The 20,300-nt window shown below is 39.6% G+C and carries 21 protein-coding genes; 18 read left to right on the forward strand and 3 right to left on the reverse strand.

What is annotated here, in order from left to right:
- Positions 1–343: 343 nt before the first annotated feature.
- The gene (gene nadB, locus CSC79_RS15205) at positions 344–1,960 is read right to left on the reverse strand and encodes an L-aspartate oxidase (RefSeq protein ID WP_099296596.1); all 1,617 of its coding nucleotides are present in this window, start codon (positions 1,958–1,960) and stop codon (positions 344–346) included.
- Positions 1,961–2,225: 265 nt separating this feature from the next.
- Between nadB and rpoE the strand changes: the two genes are divergently transcribed.
- The 10 genes from rpoE (at position 2,226) to pdxJ (ending at position 10,706) form a co-directional block, all read left to right on the forward strand.
- Positions 2,226–2,807, forward strand: coding sequence for an RNA polymerase sigma factor RpoE (rpoE, locus tag CSC79_RS15210; protein ID WP_058560042.1), 582 nt, complete (start codon positions 2,226–2,228; stop codon positions 2,805–2,807).
- A 2-nt stretch (positions 2,808–2,809) separates the two neighbouring features.
- Positions 2,810–3,415 carry an RseA family anti-sigma factor gene (locus CSC79_RS15215; protein WP_099296597.1) on the forward strand — a complete coding sequence of 202 codons (606 nt, stop codon included), beginning with the start codon at positions 2,810–2,812 and terminating at the stop codon, positions 3,413–3,415.
- Positions 3,416–3,419: 4 nt separating this feature from the next.
- Positions 3,420–4,376, forward strand: coding sequence for a MucB/RseB C-terminal domain-containing protein (locus CSC79_RS15220; RefSeq protein WP_099296598.1), 957 nt, complete (start codon positions 3,420–3,422; stop codon positions 4,374–4,376).
- Between the two features lie 6 nt (positions 4,377–4,382).
- Positions 4,383–4,832 (forward strand): SoxR reducing system RseC family protein, encoded by a 450-nt coding sequence (locus CSC79_RS15225; protein WP_099296599.1) that lies wholly within the window; start codon positions 4,383–4,385, stop codon positions 4,830–4,832.
- Positions 4,833–4,901: 69 nt separating this feature from the next.
- On the forward strand, positions 4,902–6,689 hold the full coding sequence (gene lepA / locus CSC79_RS15230; protein ID WP_099296600.1) for a translation elongation factor 4: 1,788 nt from the start codon (positions 4,902–4,904) through the stop codon (positions 6,687–6,689).
- 25 nt (positions 6,690–6,714) lie between these two features.
- Positions 6,715–7,650: a signal peptidase I gene (gene lepB / locus CSC79_RS15235; RefSeq protein WP_099296601.1), complete on the forward strand. Its 936-nt coding sequence runs from the start codon at positions 6,715–6,717 to the stop codon at positions 7,648–7,650.
- A gap of 2 nt (positions 7,651–7,652) precedes the next feature.
- Entirely contained in the window at positions 7,653–8,330 is a 678-nt protein-coding gene (rnc, locus tag CSC79_RS15240; protein WP_099296602.1) for a ribonuclease III, read from the forward strand.
- Positions 8,320–9,252 carry a GTPase Era gene (gene era / locus CSC79_RS15245; protein ID WP_099296603.1) on the forward strand — a complete coding sequence of 311 codons (933 nt, stop codon included), beginning with the start codon at positions 8,320–8,322 and terminating at the stop codon, positions 9,250–9,252. Before rnc ends, era begins: the two co-directional genes overlap by 11 nt.
- Before the next feature lie 19 nt (positions 9,253–9,271).
- Positions 9,272–9,958, forward strand: coding sequence for a DNA repair protein RecO (recO, locus tag CSC79_RS15250; protein WP_099296604.1), 687 nt, complete (start codon positions 9,272–9,274; stop codon positions 9,956–9,958).
- 16 nt (positions 9,959–9,974) lie between these two features.
- Complete coding sequence (pdxJ, locus tag CSC79_RS15255) at positions 9,975–10,706, forward strand: pyridoxine 5'-phosphate synthase (protein WP_099296605.1); 732 nt, start codon at positions 9,975–9,977, stop codon at positions 10,704–10,706.
- A 57-nt stretch (positions 10,707–10,763) separates the two neighbouring features.
- On the opposite strand, the gene CSC79_RS15260 is transcribed toward pdxJ, so the two are convergent.
- The gene (locus CSC79_RS15260; RefSeq protein WP_064666403.1) at positions 10,764–10,955 is read right to left on the reverse strand and encodes a hypothetical protein; all 192 of its coding nucleotides are present in this window, start codon (positions 10,953–10,955) and stop codon (positions 10,764–10,766) included.
- Between the two features lie 49 nt (positions 10,956–11,004).
- Positions 11,005–11,175: a DUF1328 family protein gene (locus tag CSC79_RS15265; protein ID WP_087531995.1), complete on the reverse strand. Its 171-nt coding sequence runs from the start codon at positions 11,173–11,175 to the stop codon at positions 11,005–11,007.
- Between the two features lie 521 nt (positions 11,176–11,696).
- Here CSC79_RS15265 and CSC79_RS15270 point away from each other — a divergent pair.
- From CSC79_RS15270 to CSC79_RS15300, 8 genes are all read left to right on the forward strand, one after another.
- Positions 11,697–11,942 (forward strand): OadG family transporter subunit, encoded by a 246-nt coding sequence (locus CSC79_RS15270; protein WP_099296606.1) that lies wholly within the window; start codon positions 11,697–11,699, stop codon positions 11,940–11,942.
- A gap of 10 nt (positions 11,943–11,952) precedes the next feature.
- The gene (gene oadA / locus CSC79_RS15275) at positions 11,953–13,734 is read left to right on the forward strand and encodes a sodium-extruding oxaloacetate decarboxylase subunit alpha (RefSeq protein ID WP_099296607.1); all 1,782 of its coding nucleotides are present in this window, start codon (positions 11,953–11,955) and stop codon (positions 13,732–13,734) included.
- A gap of 11 nt (positions 13,735–13,745) precedes the next feature.
- Positions 13,746–14,876 carry a sodium ion-translocating decarboxylase subunit beta gene (locus tag CSC79_RS15280; protein WP_099296608.1) on the forward strand — a complete coding sequence of 377 codons (1,131 nt, stop codon included), beginning with the start codon at positions 13,746–13,748 and terminating at the stop codon, positions 14,874–14,876.
- A gap of 149 nt (positions 14,877–15,025) precedes the next feature.
- Positions 15,026–15,202 (forward strand): hypothetical protein, encoded by a 177-nt coding sequence (locus CSC79_RS20115; protein WP_180270447.1) that lies wholly within the window; start codon positions 15,026–15,028, stop codon positions 15,200–15,202.
- A gap of 493 nt (positions 15,203–15,695) precedes the next feature.
- A complete protein-coding gene (locus tag CSC79_RS15285) occupies positions 15,696–16,382 on the forward strand; it encodes a response regulator transcription factor (RefSeq protein ID WP_099296609.1) in 687 nt (228 codons plus the stop codon).
- Positions 16,379–17,716 (forward strand): sensor histidine kinase, encoded by a 1,338-nt coding sequence (locus CSC79_RS15290; RefSeq protein ID WP_099296610.1) that lies wholly within the window; start codon positions 16,379–16,381, stop codon positions 17,714–17,716. The genes CSC79_RS15285 and CSC79_RS15290 overlap by 4 nt, the downstream gene beginning before the upstream one ends.
- Positions 17,717–17,805: 89 nt before the next feature.
- On the forward strand, positions 17,806–19,941 hold the full coding sequence (locus tag CSC79_RS15295; protein ID WP_099296611.1) for a TonB-dependent receptor: 2,136 nt from the start codon (positions 17,806–17,808) through the stop codon (positions 19,939–19,941).
- Positions 19,942–19,989: 48 nt separating this feature from the next.
- Positions 19,990–20,280 (forward strand): DUF3649 domain-containing protein, encoded by a 291-nt coding sequence (locus CSC79_RS15300; RefSeq protein WP_099296612.1) that lies wholly within the window; start codon positions 19,990–19,992, stop codon positions 20,278–20,280.
- Positions 20,281–20,300: the final 20 nt, after the last annotated feature.

The following is a 20,300-nucleotide window of genomic DNA, read 5'->3' on the forward strand; positions in this document are numbered from 1 at the left end:
TTTGTGGTCTGTTTTGGTTTATTTGCGTGTTGTTTCAGTGCCTTTTTAACCACACTGTTTGCTCAAGTTTTGACTTTATGTTTGAGTTTACTAGTTGGGTTGTTTTGTTGGCGATGGTATACGCATCAACATCCGATAAAAGGTACGTTGATTATTGATTCTCCACACTGTCACTTTGTGAATTCAGAAAAAGAAATCACGGGTAAGATAGGCTGCAAAAGTAGAGTGTATCAGCATAGTGTTTGGTTGAACATTATTGGACTAAGTCGCACCCATTGGCTAATTATTAATGCTAATGGATGCGATGAGCAAAGTTTTACCCGCCTAAAGCGAGCTGTATTGATTAGTTCTGCTGATGTGTCGGTGTCAAAATAGTTGGTTTAGGGTTGTTATCTTTATCTGGGTAATCAATGGTGTAGTGAAGGCCTCGACTTTCTTTTCGCTGCATTGCACTGCGAATAATAAGCTCCGCTACTTGCACTAAGTTACGTAATTCCAGTAAGTTATTAGAAACTCTAAAGTTTGCATAATACTCAAGAATTTCTTGTTGTAATAACTCAACACGATGAAGGGCTCGCTCTAAACGTTTTGTTGAGCGAACAATACCAACGTAATCCCACATAAAAAGTCGTAACTCATGCCAGTTATGTGTAATTACGACCTCTTCATCCGAGTTAGAGACTCTGCTTTCATCCCATACTGGCAATGCTTGTTGTTCAGGGCTTTGATTAATTTTTGCTAGTATATCTTTGGCTGCTGCATGGGCAAAAACAATGCATTCAAGCAGTGAGTTGCTCGCCATGCGATTTGCACCGTGCAAACCAGTATAAGCGACTTCACCAATAGCATATAAGTTATCCAGATCTGTTTTGCCATTAAAGTCAGTCATCACGCCACCGCATGTGTAATGTGCTGCAGGTACAACCGGTATTGGTTCTTTAGTAATGTCTAAACCTACACTTAAGCATTTGGCATAAATAGTGGGGAAGTGCTCAATGATAAAGTCTTTTTCTTTATGGCTAATGTCTAAGTAAACACAGTTAGCACCTAAGCGTTTCATCTCAAAGTCTATTGCGCGAGCAACGATGTCGCGCGGTGCAAGTTCTTCTCTTTCATCAAAGTCTTTCATAAAACGTGTACCATCGGGGCGCTTTAAATATGCCCCTTCTCCACGCATTGCTTCAGTGATTAAGAAGTTTTGTAGTTCTGGATGATACAGGCTTGTTGGGTGAAATTGGTTAAACTCCATATTTGCTACACGGCATCCTGCGCGCCAAGCCATAGCGATGCCATCACCACTTGATACATCAGGATTTGATGTGTACAAGTACACTTTACTTGCGCCACCAGTGGCTAATGCAACAAATTTTGCAGCAACAGTCTCTACACGTTTTGCTTGGCGGTTCCACATATATATACCGTGGATATGTTGCCCTTGCCGGCCTAATTTTTTGTCACCAATTAAATCTATTGCATTGTATTGTTCTAAAATTGTTATATTGGGGTGGGCTTGAACTTGGCTAATGAGAGTTGTTTGTACAGCACGGCCTGTAGCATCTGCGGCATGTAAAATACGTCGATGGCTATGTCCACCTTCACGGGTTAAGTGAAAACGTTCTTTGCCTTGACTATCAAACTCCATATCAAATGGAACACCTTGTTCAATTAACCATTGTAGGCAATCTTGTGCATTACTTGCTGTGTAATGCACCACTTCGCGCTCACATAAGCCGCCACCTGCATCTAATGTATCTTGAACGTGTGATTCAATGCTGTCATTTTTTTTATCAAAAACGGCGGCAATACCCCCTTGGGCATAAAGGGTTGAACCTTCCTTTAATTCACCCTTACTAATAACGATAACGTTGCAGTGATTAGCTAGCGATAAAGCTAATGAAAGTCCAGCCGCGCCGCTTCCAATAATAGCAACATCTGTGGTGTGGTGTTTATTTTGGTTCATGTCCGTGGTCTTTGCGGTTACAATGCCCGAGATACTAATTTATGAAATTGGTACGAGCAATCAATATTATTGTATATGCATATATGTATCATATTTTGGGGCGACACAATTAGTCATTTTAAGCCCTCGTCTACATATTTATGAGCTATTTTATAAAAAAATAATATTAAATGAACTTTTTATTCACCCCCCAGTCAGAGTATTTGTGAACAATGACTAAGATATGAATAACAAGTAATAATTAGATATAGGAGTACCGGCTCGAATGAGCGAGCAGGATTTGGATTTAGCGCTGGTAAAAAGAGTTCAGCAAGGCGATAAGAATGCCTTCAACTTATTAGTAAAGAAGTATCAGAATAAAATAGCCGGATTGATATCACGTTATGTATCTAATCATGGTGACATTGCTGATGTTGCACAAGAAGCGTTTATTAAAGCTTATCGTGCACTTCCGAACTTTCGTGGAGACAGTGCTTTTTATACTTGGTTATACCGTATCGCAGTTAATTGTGCTAAAAATTATTTAGTGGCTCAAGGCCGCAAACCGCCAGCAAATGATGTTGATGCTGAGGATGCAGAATTTTATGAAGGTGCTGATGCGTTACGCTCAAATGCATCCCCAGAAAATTTGTTACTCAGTGACGAAGTTCGCGCTGTAATTTTTAACACAATTGATAGTTTGCCTGAAGATCTTAAAACCGCGATCACCTTACGAGAAATCGAAGGGATGAGCTATGAAGAAATAGCCGTGGTTATGGATTGCCCTGTAGGTACGGTGCGTTCGCGCATATTTCGTGCCCGAGAGGCAATTGATAACAAAATAAACCCATTAATAGGCGAGTCTTAAATATGACAAAAGCACACGTTAACAAGTTGGATGATCAAGACCTATCCGCGTTACTTGACGGCGAAGAGTTTTTAACCGATCAGGAAATTGCTGCTAAAGAGTCTGCAACACTAGGGCGTTATGCTTTGATTGGCGATGTTATGCGTGCTGAGTCTGAAGATGACTTTGTTTTAGATATTAGTGATAGCGTTGCCAAGGCACTTGAAAGCGAACCCGTATATGCTGATTTCAGCCAAAAACAAAACACTGAGCAAACAACCCAGGCCAGCGATAATGTCGTTGCTTTTAACTGGCGTAGACCTGTTGCACAGTTAGCAATTGCTGCAAGTGTTGCAATGTTTGCTATTGTAGGGGTTCAGACATTGCCACAAGGTGATGATTCACCAATGAATGAAATACCGATGTTGCAAAGCACGCCTCTAACAGGAGTTGCGTCGCCAGTGAGTTACTCGTCGGAGCCTGCACTTGAAAATGCAGAAAAAGGATTTCGTGAGTTACAGCAACAACGTATTGGAGCTCTTGTATTAGAGCATCAGCGTCAAGCACGCGTTGCATATTCATTAGAAAAGGCTCAAACTAAGGCGCAAGCCGAAGAGGAAAAAAAATAAGTAGATGAAATTCATTACCTTTATTTTATCGCTGGCATTAATAGCTCCTGCCTATTCTAGTGATGAAAAATCAGCAAAAGAGCTTTTGCTCAATATGGCTGAGGCCGTTCATAACCGCAACTTTGATGCATCGTTTGTTGTTGTTAAGGGCAAATCTATGGAGCCCTATCGTTGGCTCCATGCAAAACAAGGTGAAACCGAATTAGAGCACTTAAGTTTACTAAACGGTGCTGGCCTTGAAATAATTAGAATTGATGATCAGGTAACCTATTTCGAACCCCAATCAGCTCCTTATTCTATTGCCACAGATTCAATTGCAGGGCCAATACCTGAGGTTCTTTTTAAAAACATAGAGCGTTTAAATCAAGAATATGATTTTGTATTAGGTGGTAAAGGGCGCATTGCAGGCAGACCAGCACAACTCGTACGTATAGAGTCAAAAGATGAGTATAAATTTAACTATTGGCTTTGGATAGATGCGGAGTCATCGCTGATTCTAAAGTCAGCCTATGTGAATCACAATGGTGACATGCTCGAGCAACTACAGCTAACACATATTAGTGTGACAGAAGAGCCAGCACCTTTGTTACTTGAAATGCTTAACAAAGAGTTTCCAACACCGCTACCTAGTGATGCAATAGCACAAAAAACTGACAATTTAGCGAGTAACAATTGGCAAATAGGCTGGTTGCCCGACGGCTTTAGCTTATTAAAATCAGACAGGCATAAGCTTGATTTAAATAATGAGTTAACCGATTACTATCTGTATTCCGATGGTTTTGTAGAAGTGTCTGTATTTGTGCAGCGTCCGTTGCCAGGACGCAGACCAAGCGGTGCGTTATCATCAGGCGCTACAACTATTTATGTTCACAATGCTGGCAGTTTCGATGTGTCGGTGGTGGGTAATATCCCAGCGTCAACAGCCAAAACTATCGCAGAGTCTGTGGCAAGGCCCCTATAATTCAACATGATTGAACAAACCCTTACAGTGGTGTCTATTAAAGGCACCACTGCTAATTTAGAAGCTCAACAAAAAAAAGCATGTGAAGGATGCAATGGGCGCTGTGGTTCTCAAGTATTTGGTAAGCTTTTCGGCACTGCTAAAAAAACATTCCCATATAAGTTTGATAAGCCCGTTGAAGTCGGTCAAAAAGTAACCTTAGCATTAGATGACAGCCATATGGTTAAGCATGCTTTTGCTGTTTACATGCTGCCTTTATTTTTAAGCCTTATATTTGCACTTGTTGCTAGTGAAATATTCGATGTTGCTGAGTGGATACAAATATTAGCCGCTGTTATAGGTGGTTTTACAGGCTTTAGAATTGCTAAAAGTCGTGTTAAAAGCCTTAAGCACGATATAAAAGTAATAAAAATTCACCCAATTAGCCTTCCTTTAACTCAAATAGATGGTGATTGAGGCCAATTAAATGTAAAATTGCGCCTTTATACACTTATTCCATTAAAATAGAAGTTTAGAATCCAGTTTATGAAGCATATCCGTAACTTTTCGATCATCGCCCATATTGACCACGGTAAATCGACCCTTTCTGATCGTTTAATCCAAGTTTGTGGCGGTTTAACCGACCGTGAAATGCAAAAGCAAGTATTGGATTCGATGGACATTGAGCGTGAGCGTGGTATTACCATTAAAGCGCAAAGTGTAACGCTAAATTATACAGCCAATGATGGCGAAACATACCAATTAAACTTTATCGATACCCCAGGACACGTTGACTTTACTTATGAAGTATCACGCTCATTAGCAGCATGTGAAGGTGCTTTGTTAGTTGTAGATGCTGGTCAAGGTGTAGAAGCGCAAACATTGGCGAACTGTTACACCGCAATTGAAATGGATTTAGAAGTAATTCCAGTTTTAAATAAAATTGATTTACCGCAAGCTGATCCGTTACGTGTCGCAGAAGAAATCGAAGATATTATCGGTATTGACGCCTTAGATGCCGTGCAATGTAGTGCTAAAACCGGCGTAGGTATTGCCGAAGTATTAGAAATGATCGTGAAGGATGTTCCGCCACCGGTTGGTGATAAGGATGAACCTCTACAAGCACTGATCATCGATTCATGGTTTGACCCTTATCAAGGCGTTGTATCACTTGTTCGCATCAAGCATGGTGAGCTGCGCGCTGGCGACAAAATAAAAATCATGTCGAATGAGCAAGTTCATATTGCTGATCATGTGGGTATATTTACGCCAAAACAAACCAATACTGGCGTTTTAAGAACCGGCGAAGTTGGGTTTGTGATTGCGGGTATTAAAGAGATTCACGGCGCACCGGTTGGTGACACTATTACGCATCAAAAAAATGCGGCACCTGAACGTTTACCTGGTTTTCAAAAAATAAAACCGCAGGTTTATGCAGGAATGTTCCCAATTGCATCTGATGAGTACGAATCTTTCCGTGATGCACTTAACAAATTAAGTTTAAATGACGCATCGTTATTCTTCGAGCCGGAAAACTCAACGGCACTTGGCTTTGGTTTCCGCTGTGGCTTTTTAGGCATGCTACACATGGAGATCATTCAAGAGCGTTTAGAGCGCGAATACGATATTGATTTGATCACCACCGCACCAACAGTAATTTATGAAGTAGTGACTAAAGAAGGTACTACTCAAATAGATAACCCATCAGACTTACCACCAGTGAATGATATCTTAGAGATTCGTGAGCCTGTAGTGGAAGCCAATATACTTGTACCACAAGAATATTTAGGTAGTGTTATTACTTTGTGTGTCGACAAGCGTGGCATGCAAACGAAAATGAGCTATCACGGTAAACAAGTTGCAGTCACTTACGAACTGCCAATGGCTGAAGTGGTCATGGACTTTTTCGATAAGTTAAAATCTACTAGTCGTGGTTTTGCATCACTTGATTATAACTTCAAGCACTTCCAAGTTTCAGACATGGTTAGAGTTGATATCTTAATCAATGGTGATCGTGTTGATGCGTTGGCTATAATTGTACACAGAGAGAGTGCGCAATCACGTGGCCGTCAATTAGCTGATGCGCTTAAAGAGCTTATTCCTCGTCAGATGTTTGATATTGCAATTCAGGCAGCAATTGGTCAGCATGTAATAGCGCGTACCACCGTTAAGCAGTTACGCAAAAATGTAATCGCAAAATGTTATGGTGGTGACGTGAGCCGTAAGAAGAAACTTCTTCAGAAACAAAAAGACGGTAAAAAGCGAATGAAGCAACTAGGTAATGTTGAAGTACCGCAAGATGCTTTCTTAGCTATTCTTAAAGTTGGTAAATAAGTTTCGTAGATAAAGGGATTAATGCATGGCCGGTTACTTTTCAATATTTTTAGTGCTTTTAACTTTAGGTTCAGGCTTAATTTGGTTAATTGACCACTTTATTTTTGCACCAAAAAGGCAAGAGCGTATCGCCTTAGCGAGTAACTCTGCAGGCGGGGAATTAGATGAAGAAACTGTTGCATTAATCGCGCCGGAGCCGGCAATAATAGAAACTGCAAAATCAATCTTCCCGATGATTGCAGCAATTACGATATTTAGATCGTTTTTGTTCGAACCGTTTCAAATTCCATCGGGTTCAATGATGCCAACATTGCTTGTTGGCGATTTTATTCTAGTGCAAAAGTATTCATATGGGGTAAAAGACCCTGTTTGGCGTACTCAATTAGTTGATGTTAGTGAGCCTGAGCGTGGTGATATCGTGGTATTCAAATACCCACTCGATGAACGGGTTGATTACATTAAACGCGCAATTGGTTTGCCAGGTGATAAAATTGTATATCGAAATAAACGTTTATATATTCAGCCTAATTGTGAACAAGGACAAACACAAAAGGGTGATTTAATGTGTAATGAGTTTAATAAAATTGACATGGAAATCATCAATCGTGACGAATTTAAGCAAGGCTCAATGGATTTAGTGCGTATTAATGAAAATTTAACCACATTAGAGCATGATATTTTAATAAACCCAGAAGCGCTTGAAATGAAAGGGCGTTACTATCAACAACCGGGTACACGTTCAGATGAATGGGTAGTACCGGCAGATCATTATTTTATGATGGGTGATAATCGCGACAATAGCCAAGATAGTCGTGTATGGGGCTTTGTACCAAAAGAAAACTTGGTGGGTAAAGCTGTCTTTATATGGATGAGTTTTGAATTTGATAATGGCCCAGGTGACATTTTACCAGGCTGGGTTCCAACTGGAGTTCGTTTTGAACGCCTAGGTAACATTCAGTAACAATGAAAAAAAACGTAACAGAGTTATATAACAAAATAGGGTATACATTTACTGATCAAGGACTGCTTGAACAGGCAATGACCCATCGTAGTCACAAAGGGCAGCATAATGAGCGCTTAGAGTTTTTAGGAGATTCTATTCTAAGCTTTGTCATTGCCAATGCGCTTTATGGCAAGTTTCCAAAAGCCCGTGAAGGTGACTTAAGCCGTATGCGCTCTACTTTAGTGCGTGGTCAAACTCTCGCTGAGTTTGGTCTTGAATTTGGTTTAGGTGACTATTTACGTTTAGGCCCAGGTGAACTTAAAAGTGGCGGTTTTAGACGTGAATCTACACTTGCTGATGCTGTTGAAGCGATTATTGGTGCAGTATTCTTAGATTCAGGCATTGATGTATGTGGTGATTTAATTTTGCAGTGGTATGAGCCAAGACTCGATGCAATATCACCTGGATTAAACCAAAAAGATCCTAAAACATTGCTGCAAGAATACTTACAAGCACGCAAATTGTCTTTGCCAGGTTACACAGTCGTTGATACCAAAGGCCAAGCTCACAATCAAACATTCACGGTTGAATGTATTGTTGAAGGTATGGATAGCATAATCTCAGTAGGTAGCTCTCGTCGTAAGGCTGAGCAAAAAGCCGCTGAAAAAGCATTGAAGATACTTAAAAATGAATCTTGATACACTTATCCAACCTCATGAAGGTGAGCTAGACACTTATTGTGGCATGATAGCAATTGTCGGTCGTCCTAACGTTGGTAAATCAACCTTACTTAATGAAATCATTGAGCAAAAAGTAAGTATTACATCACGTAAACCACAAACTACACGTCACCGTATTATGGGTATTCATACAGAAGGTCAGCATCAAGCTGTTTATGTTGATACACCTGGGTTGCACGTTGAAGAAAAACGCGCCATTAACCGTTTAATGAACCGCGCAGCATCAAGTTCAATCGGTGATGTTGAATTAATCATTTTTGTGGTTGAAGGCACTCATTGGAATGCTGATGATGAAATGGTACTCAATAAGGTAAGCCAAAGTGGTAAGCCAGTTTTATTAGTTATTAATAAGATTGACCAAGTTAAAGATCGTGACCTTGTATTACCGCACATGAAGTTTTTAGGCGATAAGTTTGACTTTATAGGTATTATGCCTGTGTCAGCGACACAAGGTAAAAATATTAACTTGATTAAAGATGAAGTAACGAAGCGCCTTCCTCTGTGTGAATTTTACTTCCCAGATGACTATGTAACTGACCGCTCAATGCGCTTCATGGCAGCTGAAGTTATTCGTGAAAAGCTAATGCGATTCATGGGTGAAGAGCTTCCTTATTCAGTGACTGTTGAAATCGAGCAGTTTAAATGGCAAGACAACGGTGTTTGGCACATCAACGGCCTGATTTTAGTTGAGCGTGAAACACAAAAGCGCATGGTTATTGGTAACAAAGGTGAAAAGCTAAAAGTTATTGGCCGTGAAGCACGTAAAGATCTTGAAGAAATGCTTGATAATAAAGTGTTCTTAGAGCTTTGGGTAAAAGTAAAATCGGGTTGGGCTGACGATGAAAGAGCCCTGCGTAGTTTAGGCTATGGTGAAGATTAACTTCAGCCTAAATTAACCTATGGATAGCGACTTCTACACAGCATACTTATTACACCGACGTCCTTATAGCGACTCACAAGTAATGCTTGATATGCTAGTAGAAGGCGTTGGCCAATTGCGAATGTTAGCCCGTATCAGTGGCCGACAAGCAACAAAGCATAAAGCACAGTTACAACCCTTCCAAACCTTACTAGTAAATTACACTGGTAAACATGATTTAAAATATATCCAACGCTTTGAATTACATGGTGGACAATCGCCACTTGTAGGTGACCAGCTTTACTGTGGCTTTTATTTAAATGAACTCACTAACCGCATTGTGCCAATTAATGAGCCAATTGATTATGCTTATCAGCTTTATAAAACTCACCTAACGCAACTAAACCAGCATCCAAACTTACAAGCCGTGTTGCGCTCTTATGAGTTTCAGTTACTAGAGTTACTCGGTTATGGTGTTGACTTCACTTTTGATGCGGCGGGCGATCCAATTGATGCGGCGCACACGTATAGTTACTTTGCTGAATATGGCTTTGTGATTCAGGATTTAAAAGGCAGTGGATTTACTGGTGCACAACTAAATGCAATTGCAGATCATGACTTTAGTGCACCTGATGTGCTATATATGGCGAAACAATTAAGTCGTCATTTAATGAAGCCATTACTTGGGAAAAAACCATTAAAAAGCCGCGAGCTTTTTATTAAATAATTTATATAGGTAAAAAATGAAAGACATTCTGTTAGGTATCAACGTTGATCATATCGCAACCTTACGTCAAGCACGCGGAACAAATTATCCTGATCCGGCTCATGCAGCCAGTGTAGCTGAACATGCTGGCGCTGATGGTATTACAATTCATTTGCGTGAAGATCGTCGTCATATTCAAGACCGAGATGTTCATGTTATGGCTAAAACCATTCAAACACGCATGAATTTAGAGATTGCCGTGACAGATGAAATGCTCGATATCGCATTAGATGTTAAGCCTGAGTATGTATGCCTAGTACCAGAAAAGCGTGAAGAGCTAACAACTGAAGGCGGCTTAGATGTTGTAGGTAACCTTGAAAAAATTAAAGCAGCTACAGCAAAATTGACTGCTGCGGGGATAAAAGTATCACTATTCATAGATGCTGATAAAGCACAACTCGATGCTGCTAAAGCATGTAATGCTCCGTTTGTTGAAATCCATACAGGTGCATACGCAGATGCTGAAAATGATATTGATATGAATAAAGAACTTGAGCACATTCGCCAAGGTGTTGAATATGCGGCTAGTTTAGGTATGACGGTAAACGCAGGACATGGTTTGCACTACCACAACGTTAAACCCATTGCTGCAATGAAAGATATTTATGAACTAAATATTGGCCATGCGATTATCGCCCGTGCAGCCATTGATGGCCTCGATAAAGCCGTTCGCGATATGAAACGCTTAATGTTGGAAGCAAGAGCATAAACTTAACCAATAAAAAGCGGCTCCTAGGAGCCGCTTCATTTAAATCAATAGCATATTCTAACAGTTAGTTTCTTCGGCGTTTACGCCTTCTTTAACTTCTTCACATGCATCTTCTACTTTGTTTTGAACGTCTGTTACAGCTTCATCAATACGTTCACCGGCTTCTTCAGCGTGGTTGTCTTCACAACCCATAATAAAGAAACTTGCAAATAGTGCGATAACGGCAGTTTTTACTGTTGTTGATTTCATAATGTAATTCCTTGTAAATAATAAATAAATCAGTATGTATGTGTTTCGACTAAGGTGTTTTGCCTCGTAGCGCACCTGAAACTAGCGAAATAACTAATAATACTAAAAAGATAAAAAATATAATTTTGGCAATTCCTGCTGCGGCACCTGCGATACCACCAAAACCTAACACTGCAGCAATAAGTGCAATAACTAAAAATGTAATTGTCCAGCGTAACATTGTCGTCTCCTTGGTTTGTTAATTTGTACAAACTAGATTATGCGAGTAACGTGCCATAAATTTAACTGTTATTTTTCAAAGGTTTAAATTGTATTGGGGAGCGGCTGAAAAAGTTTGTAAGTAATATTTACTTTGTTACGTGTAACTTATGCTTGCTGTTGTATATTCTTTTATTAAACACTCTCTTTTTGGTAAGACCAATTTAACTTTATTTTTATTTGAATCTTAAACCAGTTAATTTTACGAGCTTGAAATTAAAAACAGTCATGTTGGTTAAGCTGGAGCATAACTTTTAGCTATATTCACTATTTTTGTAATCTATATAACGTCAAATAGTACCAATATAGAGAGTGTTAACTTAAGTGTGGTTATGTTATTTTAATATTAATTGGTTTTACCAATTTACAAAGGTTGGATAGGGTCGATATCTTTGTTATGATTGTTGAATATTTATTTATATAAACTGGTTTATTATCCATTTGTGATAAATGGGTTTCAAATTTTGTATTAAGGGAGTCTGCATGGATATTGGTCAATCACTTGCAACAGCTGCAAATTTAATGGTTACTGGCATGGTGGGGGTTTTCATTTTTTTATCATTGCTAATCTCAGCAATTACGCTTATGTCTAAGTTAATGAGCCGGTTTGAAGAGCCTGTGGCTGAAGCTGCTCGCACTCCATCGCTTAAAGCTCAAGGTGTGCCTAGTGGCCATATCGCTGCAATCAGTGCCGCGATTGCTCAATACAAAAATAATCAAAAACAATAAGGGGTGTCCTATGGCTAAATTAAAACTTACTGAGTTGGTACTCAGAGATGCACATCAGTCTTTGCTAGCAACACGCATGCGCTTAGATGACATGCTGCCTATTGCTGAAAAATTAGATAACGCGGGTTATTGGTCTATAGAATCTTGGGGCGGGGCTACATTTGATTCTTGCATTCGTTATTTAGGCGAAGATCCATGGGAGCGTATCAGAGCACTTAAAAAAGCCATGCCAAATACTAAGCAGCAAATGCTGCTGCGTGGTCAAAACCTTTTAGGGTATCGTCATTACGCTGATGATGTAGTCGAAAAGTTTGTTGAGCGCGCCCACAAAAATGGGGTTGATGTATTCCGTATTTTTGATGCGATGAATGATGTACGCAACCTTGAAACGGCGATTAAAGCTGCTATAAAAGTGGGTGCACACGCACAAGGTACTATTTCATATACTGTTAGCCCAGTGCATACACTTGATATGTGGCTAACCTTAGCTAAGCAGCTAGAAGATTTAGGTTGTCACTCAATTTGTATTAAGGATATGGCTGGTCTACTTAAACCTTATGACTGTGAGCAGTTGATCAAAGGGTTAAAAGAGACTGTTTCAATTCCTATCGCAATGCAATGTCATGCAACTACTGGCTTAAGCACCGCGACTTATCAAAAAGCAATTGATGCAGGCATTGATATGCTTGATACCGCTATTTCATCTATGAGTATGACTTACGGTCACAGCGCAACTGAAACGATTGTTTCAATTGTTGAAGGAACTGAACGCGACACCGACTTGGATCTCAATCAGCTTGAAGAGATTGCTGCCTATTTCCGTGATGTTCGTAAAAAGTATGCGGCATTTGAAGGTAGCTTAAAAGGGGTGGATGGGAGAATTTTATTAGCGCAAGTGCCAGGCGGTATGTTGACTAATATGGAAAACCAGTTAAAAGAGCAAGGTGCAGCTGATAAGCTAGACCAGGTTCTTCTTGAAATACCACGTGTACGCGAAGACTTAGGCTTTTTGCCATTAGTAACACCTACATCGCAAATTGTGGGCACACAAGCTGTATTAAATGTACTAACTGGCGAACGTTACAAAACCATCACAAAAGAAACGGCGGGCGTGCTTAAAGGTGAGTATGGTTCAACGCCAGCACCGATGAACAAAGAACTTCAAGAGCGCGTACTCGATGGCGGCGAAGCTATTACGTGTCGCCCAGCTGATGTACTTCAGCCTGAGCTTGAAACACTTCACACAGAGTTATTAAAAGAAGCGCAAGAGCAAGGGTTAGCGCTTGCCGATGAGCAAATCGATGATGTTCTAACATACGCACTGTTTCCTCAAATTGGATTGAAATTCCTTAAAAACCGTAACAACCCTGATGCATTTGAAGCAGTACCAAGTGCTGACTCTGCTAAGCAAGAGAAGCCTTCTAGTAATAAGCCTAATAACAACACCGTTAAAGCTGAGCAATACAGCGTTAAAGTGGATGGCAAAGTATATGATGTTGTTGTAGCCCAAGGCGGTGAATTAAAAGAAGTAACCCTTAAAGATAGTGAGCTAATTCCTCAATCTGCATCGGTTGCATCTGGTGAAACATTAAATGCTCCACTTGCTGGTAACATTTTTAAAATCAAAGTTAAAGCTGGTCAAGCAGTGAACGCGGGTGACGTTGTGATGATCATGGAAGCGATGAAAATGGAAACTGAGATCCGCGCAACACACAGTGGAACGATTGCAGAAGTTCTCGTTGCTGAGGGTGATTCTGTCACAACTGGTGACGCCATGATTGCAATGGCTTAGGAGTGTAGAGGATGGAAGCATTACTAAATCTTTGGCAGGCAACGGGTATAGCAAACTTCACGTTTCCTGCATTAATAATGATTGCAGTAGGGTGTTTGTTATTGTACCTCGCGATTTCGCGTAATTTTGAACCATTATTATTAGTGCCAATTGGCTTTGGCGCAATATTAACTAATATCCCTGTTGCTGGTTTATCAGATCCAGGTGGTTTGTTGTACTACGTTTACCATATTGGTATTGATACCGGAGTCTTTCCGCTATTAATCTTTATGGGGGTTGGGGCGCTTACTGATTTTAGTGCCCTGATAGCAAATCCGCGCATGATGTTGCTTGGTGCTGCTGCTCAGTTTGGTATTTTTGCTACATTATTTGGTGCAATTTTACTTAACTATGTACCAGGATTTGAGTTCTCATTACAAGATGCATCGGCGATTGCAATTATCGGTGGTGCTGATGGCCCAACAGCTATCTTTTTAGCATCAAAGTTAGCGCCTGACTTGCTCGGTGCTATCGCTGTAGCTGCATATTCTTATATGGCACTTGTGCCTATTATTCAGCCGCCTATTATGCGCGCACTTACAACGCCAGAAGAGCGTAAAATTCAAATGCCACAATTACGTACAGTATCTAAGAAGGAAAAAATCATTTTCCCTCTAATGGTATTGGGCTTAACTATGTTGTTTTTACCCGCCGCAACACCGCTTGTTGGTATGTTTTGTTTAGGTAACTTAATGCGAGAATCAGGTGTGGTTGATCGCTTAAGCAACAGTGCACAAAATGAGATTATCAATATCACAACGATTTTCTTAGGACTCGCTGTAGGGTCTAAATTAGCCGCAGATAAATTCTTAACTGTCGAAACACTGGGTATTTTAGCGCTAGGTGCATTAGCATTTTCTATCGGTACAGCCTCAGGTGTGTTTATGGCAAAAGGTTTAAACAAGTTATCTAAATCACCAATAAACCCCTTAGTGGGGGCGGCGGGTGTTTCTGCCGTACCAATGGCTGCACGAGTAGTTAACAAAGTAGGCCTTGAAAATAACCCGCATAACTTCTTATTGATGCATGCAATGGGGCCAAACGTAGCAGGTGTACTAGGTAGTGCCGTTGCCGCGGGTATTTTGTTAGCACTTGTTGGTTAAAAAACCGCGGTGCTCATTCATCTTGAGGTGGTTTGAGTATATTTAAGTAAACTTTTACTTCCAACCGACTGGCGCAGTTTAAACTGCGCTTTTTTTTGGGCGCTTTTTGGGTATACTCAACGTTAGTTTTACAAATTTAAAGGAGTGGTATGAGTATTTTTGTGATTTTAATATCTTTGGTTGTCGCTCTTGTCATTCTTGTGCCATTACTTGAAAAGTACCAATCAAAAATGGGTTTAGATGGTGCAACTAAATATGCTAAGTATATTTGGCCATTGGTCATGATTTCATTGGTTATACAATTGATTTATGTATTGGTGCGATAGAGCATAGCCGTCAACCGTCAAAATTGGATGCGTACGTAGACTTGCGCATCACGAAACCCAACGAATAATATCCTTTCAGTCTTTATTAAAGCGCAGCATTATCACGTGTTTTATTTATTCAGTTTACTCTGAGTCGTGGGAAAATAATTTTAAATATTTATTTAAAATCAATTGTTTATGTTTTATGTGAAATTATAGAAATACCATCGTTTCTTCAGGTTTATCCTGTGTAATTAAGGTGCAGGATTTGAATTTCACACAATGCCTTAACCTTATATTGTCACACCATAATAGTTTCTTTTAATAAATATTAGCGAAAATAGATCATGTTGCTTAGGGAAGTGCTCAGGAGATAAATCGCTTTACTATACTCGTTTTGCAATATGACTAAGCTGTTCCTTTTTTAAATACCTAGCTACTTATTTACATTACATAGCTCAGTGATTACTATGCAAATAATAATAATTACTATTTCTATTGGTTTGGATTTCTAGTGTCAAAAATAAAAGTTTTATTAATTGAAGACGATAATACGTTAAATCATTATCTCACCGATTTATTGGTTAAATCAGGTTACTGTGTTGAGCAGTGCTTTGATGGTTTAACAGGGTTAGAAATAGCTCAGCGTCGGCAGCACCACCTTATTTTACTTGATAAAATGCTCCCTAAGTTAGACGGTGTATCACTTTTAAAAACACTGCGAGAGACCAGCCAGCAGCCTGTTATTATGGTTTCAGCCAAAGGTGCAGAAGAAGAGCGTATTTTAGGCTTGAGCCATGGCGCAGATGATTATGTTGCCAAGCCATTTAATACCCAAGAGCTGTTACTCAGAATTGAGAGCCTATTAAGACGAAGCCAAGCAAGCGTCAAACCAAGCAGTCATGTAGAAATAAATATTGATGGCCTCATGCTCAACGTTATCAAACAGGTTATTTATGTAAATGGTGAAGAGCTTGAGTTCACACCAATTCAGTTTAAATTACTTTGGGAGCTGGTTTCGCAACAAAATAAAATAGTCAGTAAATCAGATTTATACCAAGCAGTGCTTAATAAAAAGTTAGGCGCTTATGATCGTAGTATTGATATGCATCTTAGTCGAGTAAGAAGAAAACTAACAGACGCTAACTGGCTTGGGGAGCGCTTACAAACGGTGCATGGTAAAGGATACTGTTTTAAATGAAGCGAAAGTTACTTTGGAAATTATGCCTAATTTTGGCTACAGGTTTAGTTTCATTTTTTTATTTATTACACATATTCACCTTAAAAACAGAAGAGAGCATGAGTTTTATTGCAGAGCAAGATCGCATGCAATTACAAGCGTGGGGAGCACATGCTGAAAAGCTCTATTCCACTGGAAAAATAGACCAATTAAATACGTGGTTGGCACAGTTAAAAACTCAAGAAAACACTTGGGTATCCATAGCTGGTTTTAAGGTAAGCCACATAGCTGGTGAATCATTTGATCAAAATATTGTTGGTGGTTATCACTTTGGGCGCAGCATTGAATGGAAAATTCATCTCTACTTTGAGCAAAACCCCATAATGGAAATTCCTTTCATTCATACTAATGGCAGCTTATTAATAAAATTACCTGAGCGTATGCGCCCAGGTAACTACTGGACAACAACTAAGTTTATGTTGCAAATAATAATGCCAATGCTGGTTTTAGTCGTGTTATCGATTATTTTATATCGCCATATTATTACGCCTCTACAGCAATTAGAAAAAGCGACTGCAGAATTTAGCCGTGGTAACTTTTCAGTTAGGGTGGCGAAATATTTAGGAGGGCGCAAAGATGAACTTGCCCAACTTGCATTTACCTTTGATCAAATGGCTAGTCGTATTGGTGAGCTCATTAATAATCAAAGACAATTAATTTCAGACTTATCCCACGAATTAAGAACACCACTTACGCGTTTAGATATAGCAGTTGAAAACTTTGATGAGCACGAAAGTAAACAGCACCTTGAGCGAATCACTCGCGAGTCAAAACATATTCGCAAACTCGTTGAAGATAGTTTAACCCTTGCATGGCTTGAAAATGAAAAGCCGATAATTAAACAAGAGCCCGTTGATCTGGTAGACCTGCTTGATGTGTTAATTGAGGATGCTCGTTATGAATTTCCTGATCGAAAGCTGGTTATTCATGCCCCAGCAACCGCAGTGATTGAAAATAGCTGCCATCGTGCATTATGTCCACCCATCGAAAACGTGATTAGAAATGCGCTGCGTTATACACCGGTCAATGAACAAGTTACTATTCGCATGTCGTTGGAGTCTAATTTTTACAAATTACAGATATGCGATCAAGGTCCTGGTATCCCTGAGCAATTTTTAAAGAAAGTATTTGAGCCATTTTTTAGAGTCGACGACGCACGAATAAGTGAAGGTGATAGCTTTGGTTTAGGTTTGGCCTTGGCTAAACGCCATTTAGCCAGTGTTAGGGCAAAGATCTACGCACAAAATGAGTTAGGTGTAGGGTTGGTAGTGGTGATAATGATTCCTATTTCTTAAATGTAACAATTGTAAAAGTCATATCATTAGTGACTTTAAATGGTAATAATTCTTAATTAAGTATTTAACACTTATTTGAGATCTAATTCATGCCATCTGTATTAATAAATAAACCGTTTGTAAAAACCAGTATTGCCAGCGCTGTAATTGCGCTTTGTTTTAACGCCAATGCGGCTACTCAAGAAGAGACTAAACAAGAACAGAAGATAGAAAAAATCACAGTCGTTGGTGCTACAACAAATTCAGAAATCACACCACTTGAGCTTGAAAACTACCAGGCAAACGATTTAGATGATATTTTTCGTCATACACCATCGGTTACTGTAGGTGGATCATTAGGCATAGCACAAAAGATATTTGTACGTGGTATGGAAGACTCAATGGTCAATGTAACTGTTGATGGTGCGCCGCAAACCAGCACGCTGTTTCATCATATTGGCCGTGTTGCAATTGAACCTGAACTATTACAAAGTATAGAAGTACAAGCCGGTGCGGGTGAAGCAACATCTGGTACAGGTGCTGTTGGCGGAGCAATTCGTTTTAAAACAAAAAGTGCTGATAATTTACTCAGCGATAACGAGCAGTTTGGTGGTATTGCCAAAGCGAGTTATTTTAGTAATGACGGCCACAAAGAAAGCCTATCATTATACGGCAGGTTAACTGATGAAATAGGGGTGTTAGCGTCCTATGTTAATGTTAGTCGTAATGACATGGATGATGGTGATGGCAGAAATCTAGAAGGGACAGCAGCCGATCAAACCCTTGCATTCATAAAAGTAAACGCCGATCTGACAGAAAACCAAAGCTTGACATTAAGCTATGAAAACCGCCAAGAAGAAGGTGAGTTTGGTAAACAAACTAACTGGGCCCAAATTGCTGGAGCACCATTGTTTGAATCATGGGGAGAGCGCGAAACCATTGTGTTAAATCATGGCTGGTACTTAAATAGTTTCGTAAACCTTGAAACGACTATTTACCAAACAGAGTCTTCATTTAAACGCGAACTTTATACCTGGGATGCTGCAATCGAAACAACGGGTTTTGATATCCGAAATACCAGTGATTTAGGCAATCATACTCTGACTTACGGTGTAGAACAAAAAGTAGATAAAGTTCATGCTGCTTCGTATGAAGACTTTGGTGGTATTTTTGATGAAGAAGGCACGGTGACGGGTGTATATATTCAAGATCACTGGCAATTAAGCGATGCTTTATTACTTAGCTTTGGTGCGCGTTATGATGCTTATGAACTTGATCACAGCGCTGTTGAAGTTAACTGGGTTAAAGTTGATGGTGTCTGGGTCATTGAAACCGACGCAAGTGGTGCGCCAGTGACTTCATCGGATGAGTTTTCAACTAAAAAACAAGATGGCATTAGTGGCAATATTGGTTTTGAGTATAGTTTTACCGAATCATTAAAGTTGTCTGCTGGTTATGCACAAGCGCTTAGAGGTAGGCAAGTTGCAGATGCTTTCACTGTAGGTGAGTTGACATATAATCAAAACTTATCACCTGAAGAAGTCGATAATACTGAGCTTGGCTTAGTGTATAACGATGGCACTTGGTTGTTTGAAGCATCATTGTATCTAAGTGTAATTAACGACGTGGTATTTGATAAGTTCAAAGGCCGTGAAGGTGTATTCAACGAAAATATCGGTGATTTAGAAACCAAAGGTATTGAACTTGTATCGGGTTATCAAGGCGATAATTTTGATGTTATCGTAAGTTATAGCCATAACGATGTTGAACTAAACAATGCCTCATTTGTGTGGCCAGACGCTAATGATGCCACTGGTTATAGCACTGTTATTATCGATGGTATTGATATGGCAGCCTATGAATATGGCGGTTTAGGTAATGCAATTGGCGATTCTATCAATATTAACTTTAACTACCATGTGAATGAGAAAATTAAGTTTGGTCTAAACTATAACCATGTTGCTAGCCTCAACGATATTGAAGTATTCCACCGTTCGATTGAACTTGGTTGGTTGAATGAGCTCGAAACAATCAATAAGCCAGGCTACGATTTATTTGATGTCTATGTAACCTATGAGCCACTCACCAATCTAAGGTTTGATTTATCAGTGCAAAACTTACTAGACGAATCTTATTTAAGCCACGGTAGTGTTGCTGACTACGGACATATTAAGGGTTATGAAGGTGTTGTAGGTATTAAAGAGCCAGGGCGTGATATACGCCTTAGTGTGTCGTATACATTTTAACTCCTGAATTAGTTAGGTGCTTTAAGAAAGCACCTAACGGGCTTATTGATGAATATCACAAAAAAACATCTCTCAGTATTTCATGTAACTACTCGTGTGCTTATTGCTTTAATTGGCGGTTATTTTGTGGCAATGCATGGTGCTATCTTGATTGGCAATCATTTATTAAGTGATAAGACTAACAGTATTATCACAGGATTAATGTCTAGCTTTATCATTTACCTCATCACAGTGCTATTTGTATTTGCTACTAAAACAACGTTACGCGCTTTTGCCGTTGTATTGGTTTCATGTATTTTACTTTACTTTTTGAATTACTATTTGCAGGGGCCGCAATAGTATGAGACCTCGATTTAGAC

Origin of the sequence: Pseudoalteromonas sp. 3D05, assembly GCF_002723455.1 — a bacterium.
Taxonomy (GTDB): domain Bacteria; phylum Pseudomonadota; class Gammaproteobacteria; order Enterobacterales; family Alteromonadaceae; genus Pseudoalteromonas.

Excerpts from the sequence above, each read along its gene's own strand:
- recO (WP_099296604.1), top strand. The coding sequence starts at position 9,272 with ATGGATAGCGACTTCTACACAGCATACTTATTACACCGACGTCCTTAT.
- CSC79_RS15220 (WP_099296598.1), top strand. The coding sequence starts at position 3,420 with ATGAAATTCATTACCTTTATTTTATCGCTGGCATTAATAGCTCCTGCC.
- CSC79_RS15280 (WP_099296608.1), top strand. The coding sequence starts at position 13,746 with ATGGAAGCATTACTAAATCTTTGGCAGGCAACGGGTATAGCAAACTTC.
- CSC79_RS20115 (WP_180270447.1), top strand. The coding sequence starts at position 15,026 with ATGAGTATTTTTGTGATTTTAATATCTTTGGTTGTCGCTCTTGTCATT.
- CSC79_RS15260 (WP_064666403.1), bottom strand. The coding sequence starts at position 10,955 with ATGAAATCAACAACAGTAAAAACTGCCGTTATCGCACTATTTGCAAGT.
- rnc (WP_099296602.1), top strand. The coding sequence starts at position 7,653 with ATGAAAAAAAACGTAACAGAGTTATATAACAAAATAGGGTATACATTT.
- oadA (WP_099296607.1), top strand. The coding sequence starts at position 11,953 with ATGGCTAAATTAAAACTTACTGAGTTGGTACTCAGAGATGCACATCAG.
- lepA (WP_099296600.1), top strand. The coding sequence starts at position 4,902 with ATGAAGCATATCCGTAACTTTTCGATCATCGCCCATATTGACCACGGT.
- nadB (WP_099296596.1), bottom strand. The coding sequence starts at position 1,960 with ATGAACCAAAATAAACACCACACCACAGATGTTGCTATTATTGGAAGC.
- lepB (WP_099296601.1), top strand. The coding sequence starts at position 6,715 with ATGGCCGGTTACTTTTCAATATTTTTAGTGCTTTTAACTTTAGGTTCA.
- CSC79_RS15295 (WP_099296611.1), top strand. The coding sequence starts at position 17,806 with ATGCCATCTGTATTAATAAATAAACCGTTTGTAAAAACCAGTATTGCC.
- rpoE (WP_058560042.1), top strand. The coding sequence starts at position 2,226 with ATGAGCGAGCAGGATTTGGATTTAGCGCTGGTAAAAAGAGTTCAGCAA.
- pdxJ (WP_099296605.1), top strand. The coding sequence starts at position 9,975 with ATGAAAGACATTCTGTTAGGTATCAACGTTGATCATATCGCAACCTTA.
- CSC79_RS15270 (WP_099296606.1), top strand. The coding sequence starts at position 11,697 with ATGGATATTGGTCAATCACTTGCAACAGCTGCAAATTTAATGGTTACT.
- CSC79_RS15215 (WP_099296597.1), top strand. The coding sequence starts at position 2,810 with ATGACAAAAGCACACGTTAACAAGTTGGATGATCAAGACCTATCCGCG.
- era (WP_099296603.1), top strand. The coding sequence starts at position 8,320 with ATGAATCTTGATACACTTATCCAACCTCATGAAGGTGAGCTAGACACT.
- CSC79_RS15290 (WP_099296610.1), top strand. The coding sequence starts at position 16,379 with ATGAAGCGAAAGTTACTTTGGAAATTATGCCTAATTTTGGCTACAGGT.
- CSC79_RS15265 (WP_087531995.1), bottom strand. The coding sequence starts at position 11,175 with ATGTTACGCTGGACAATTACATTTTTAGTTATTGCACTTATTGCTGCA.
- CSC79_RS15225 (WP_099296599.1), top strand. The coding sequence starts at position 4,383 with ATGATTGAACAAACCCTTACAGTGGTGTCTATTAAAGGCACCACTGCT.
- CSC79_RS15300 (WP_099296612.1), top strand. The coding sequence starts at position 19,990 with ATGAATATCACAAAAAAACATCTCTCAGTATTTCATGTAACTACTCGT.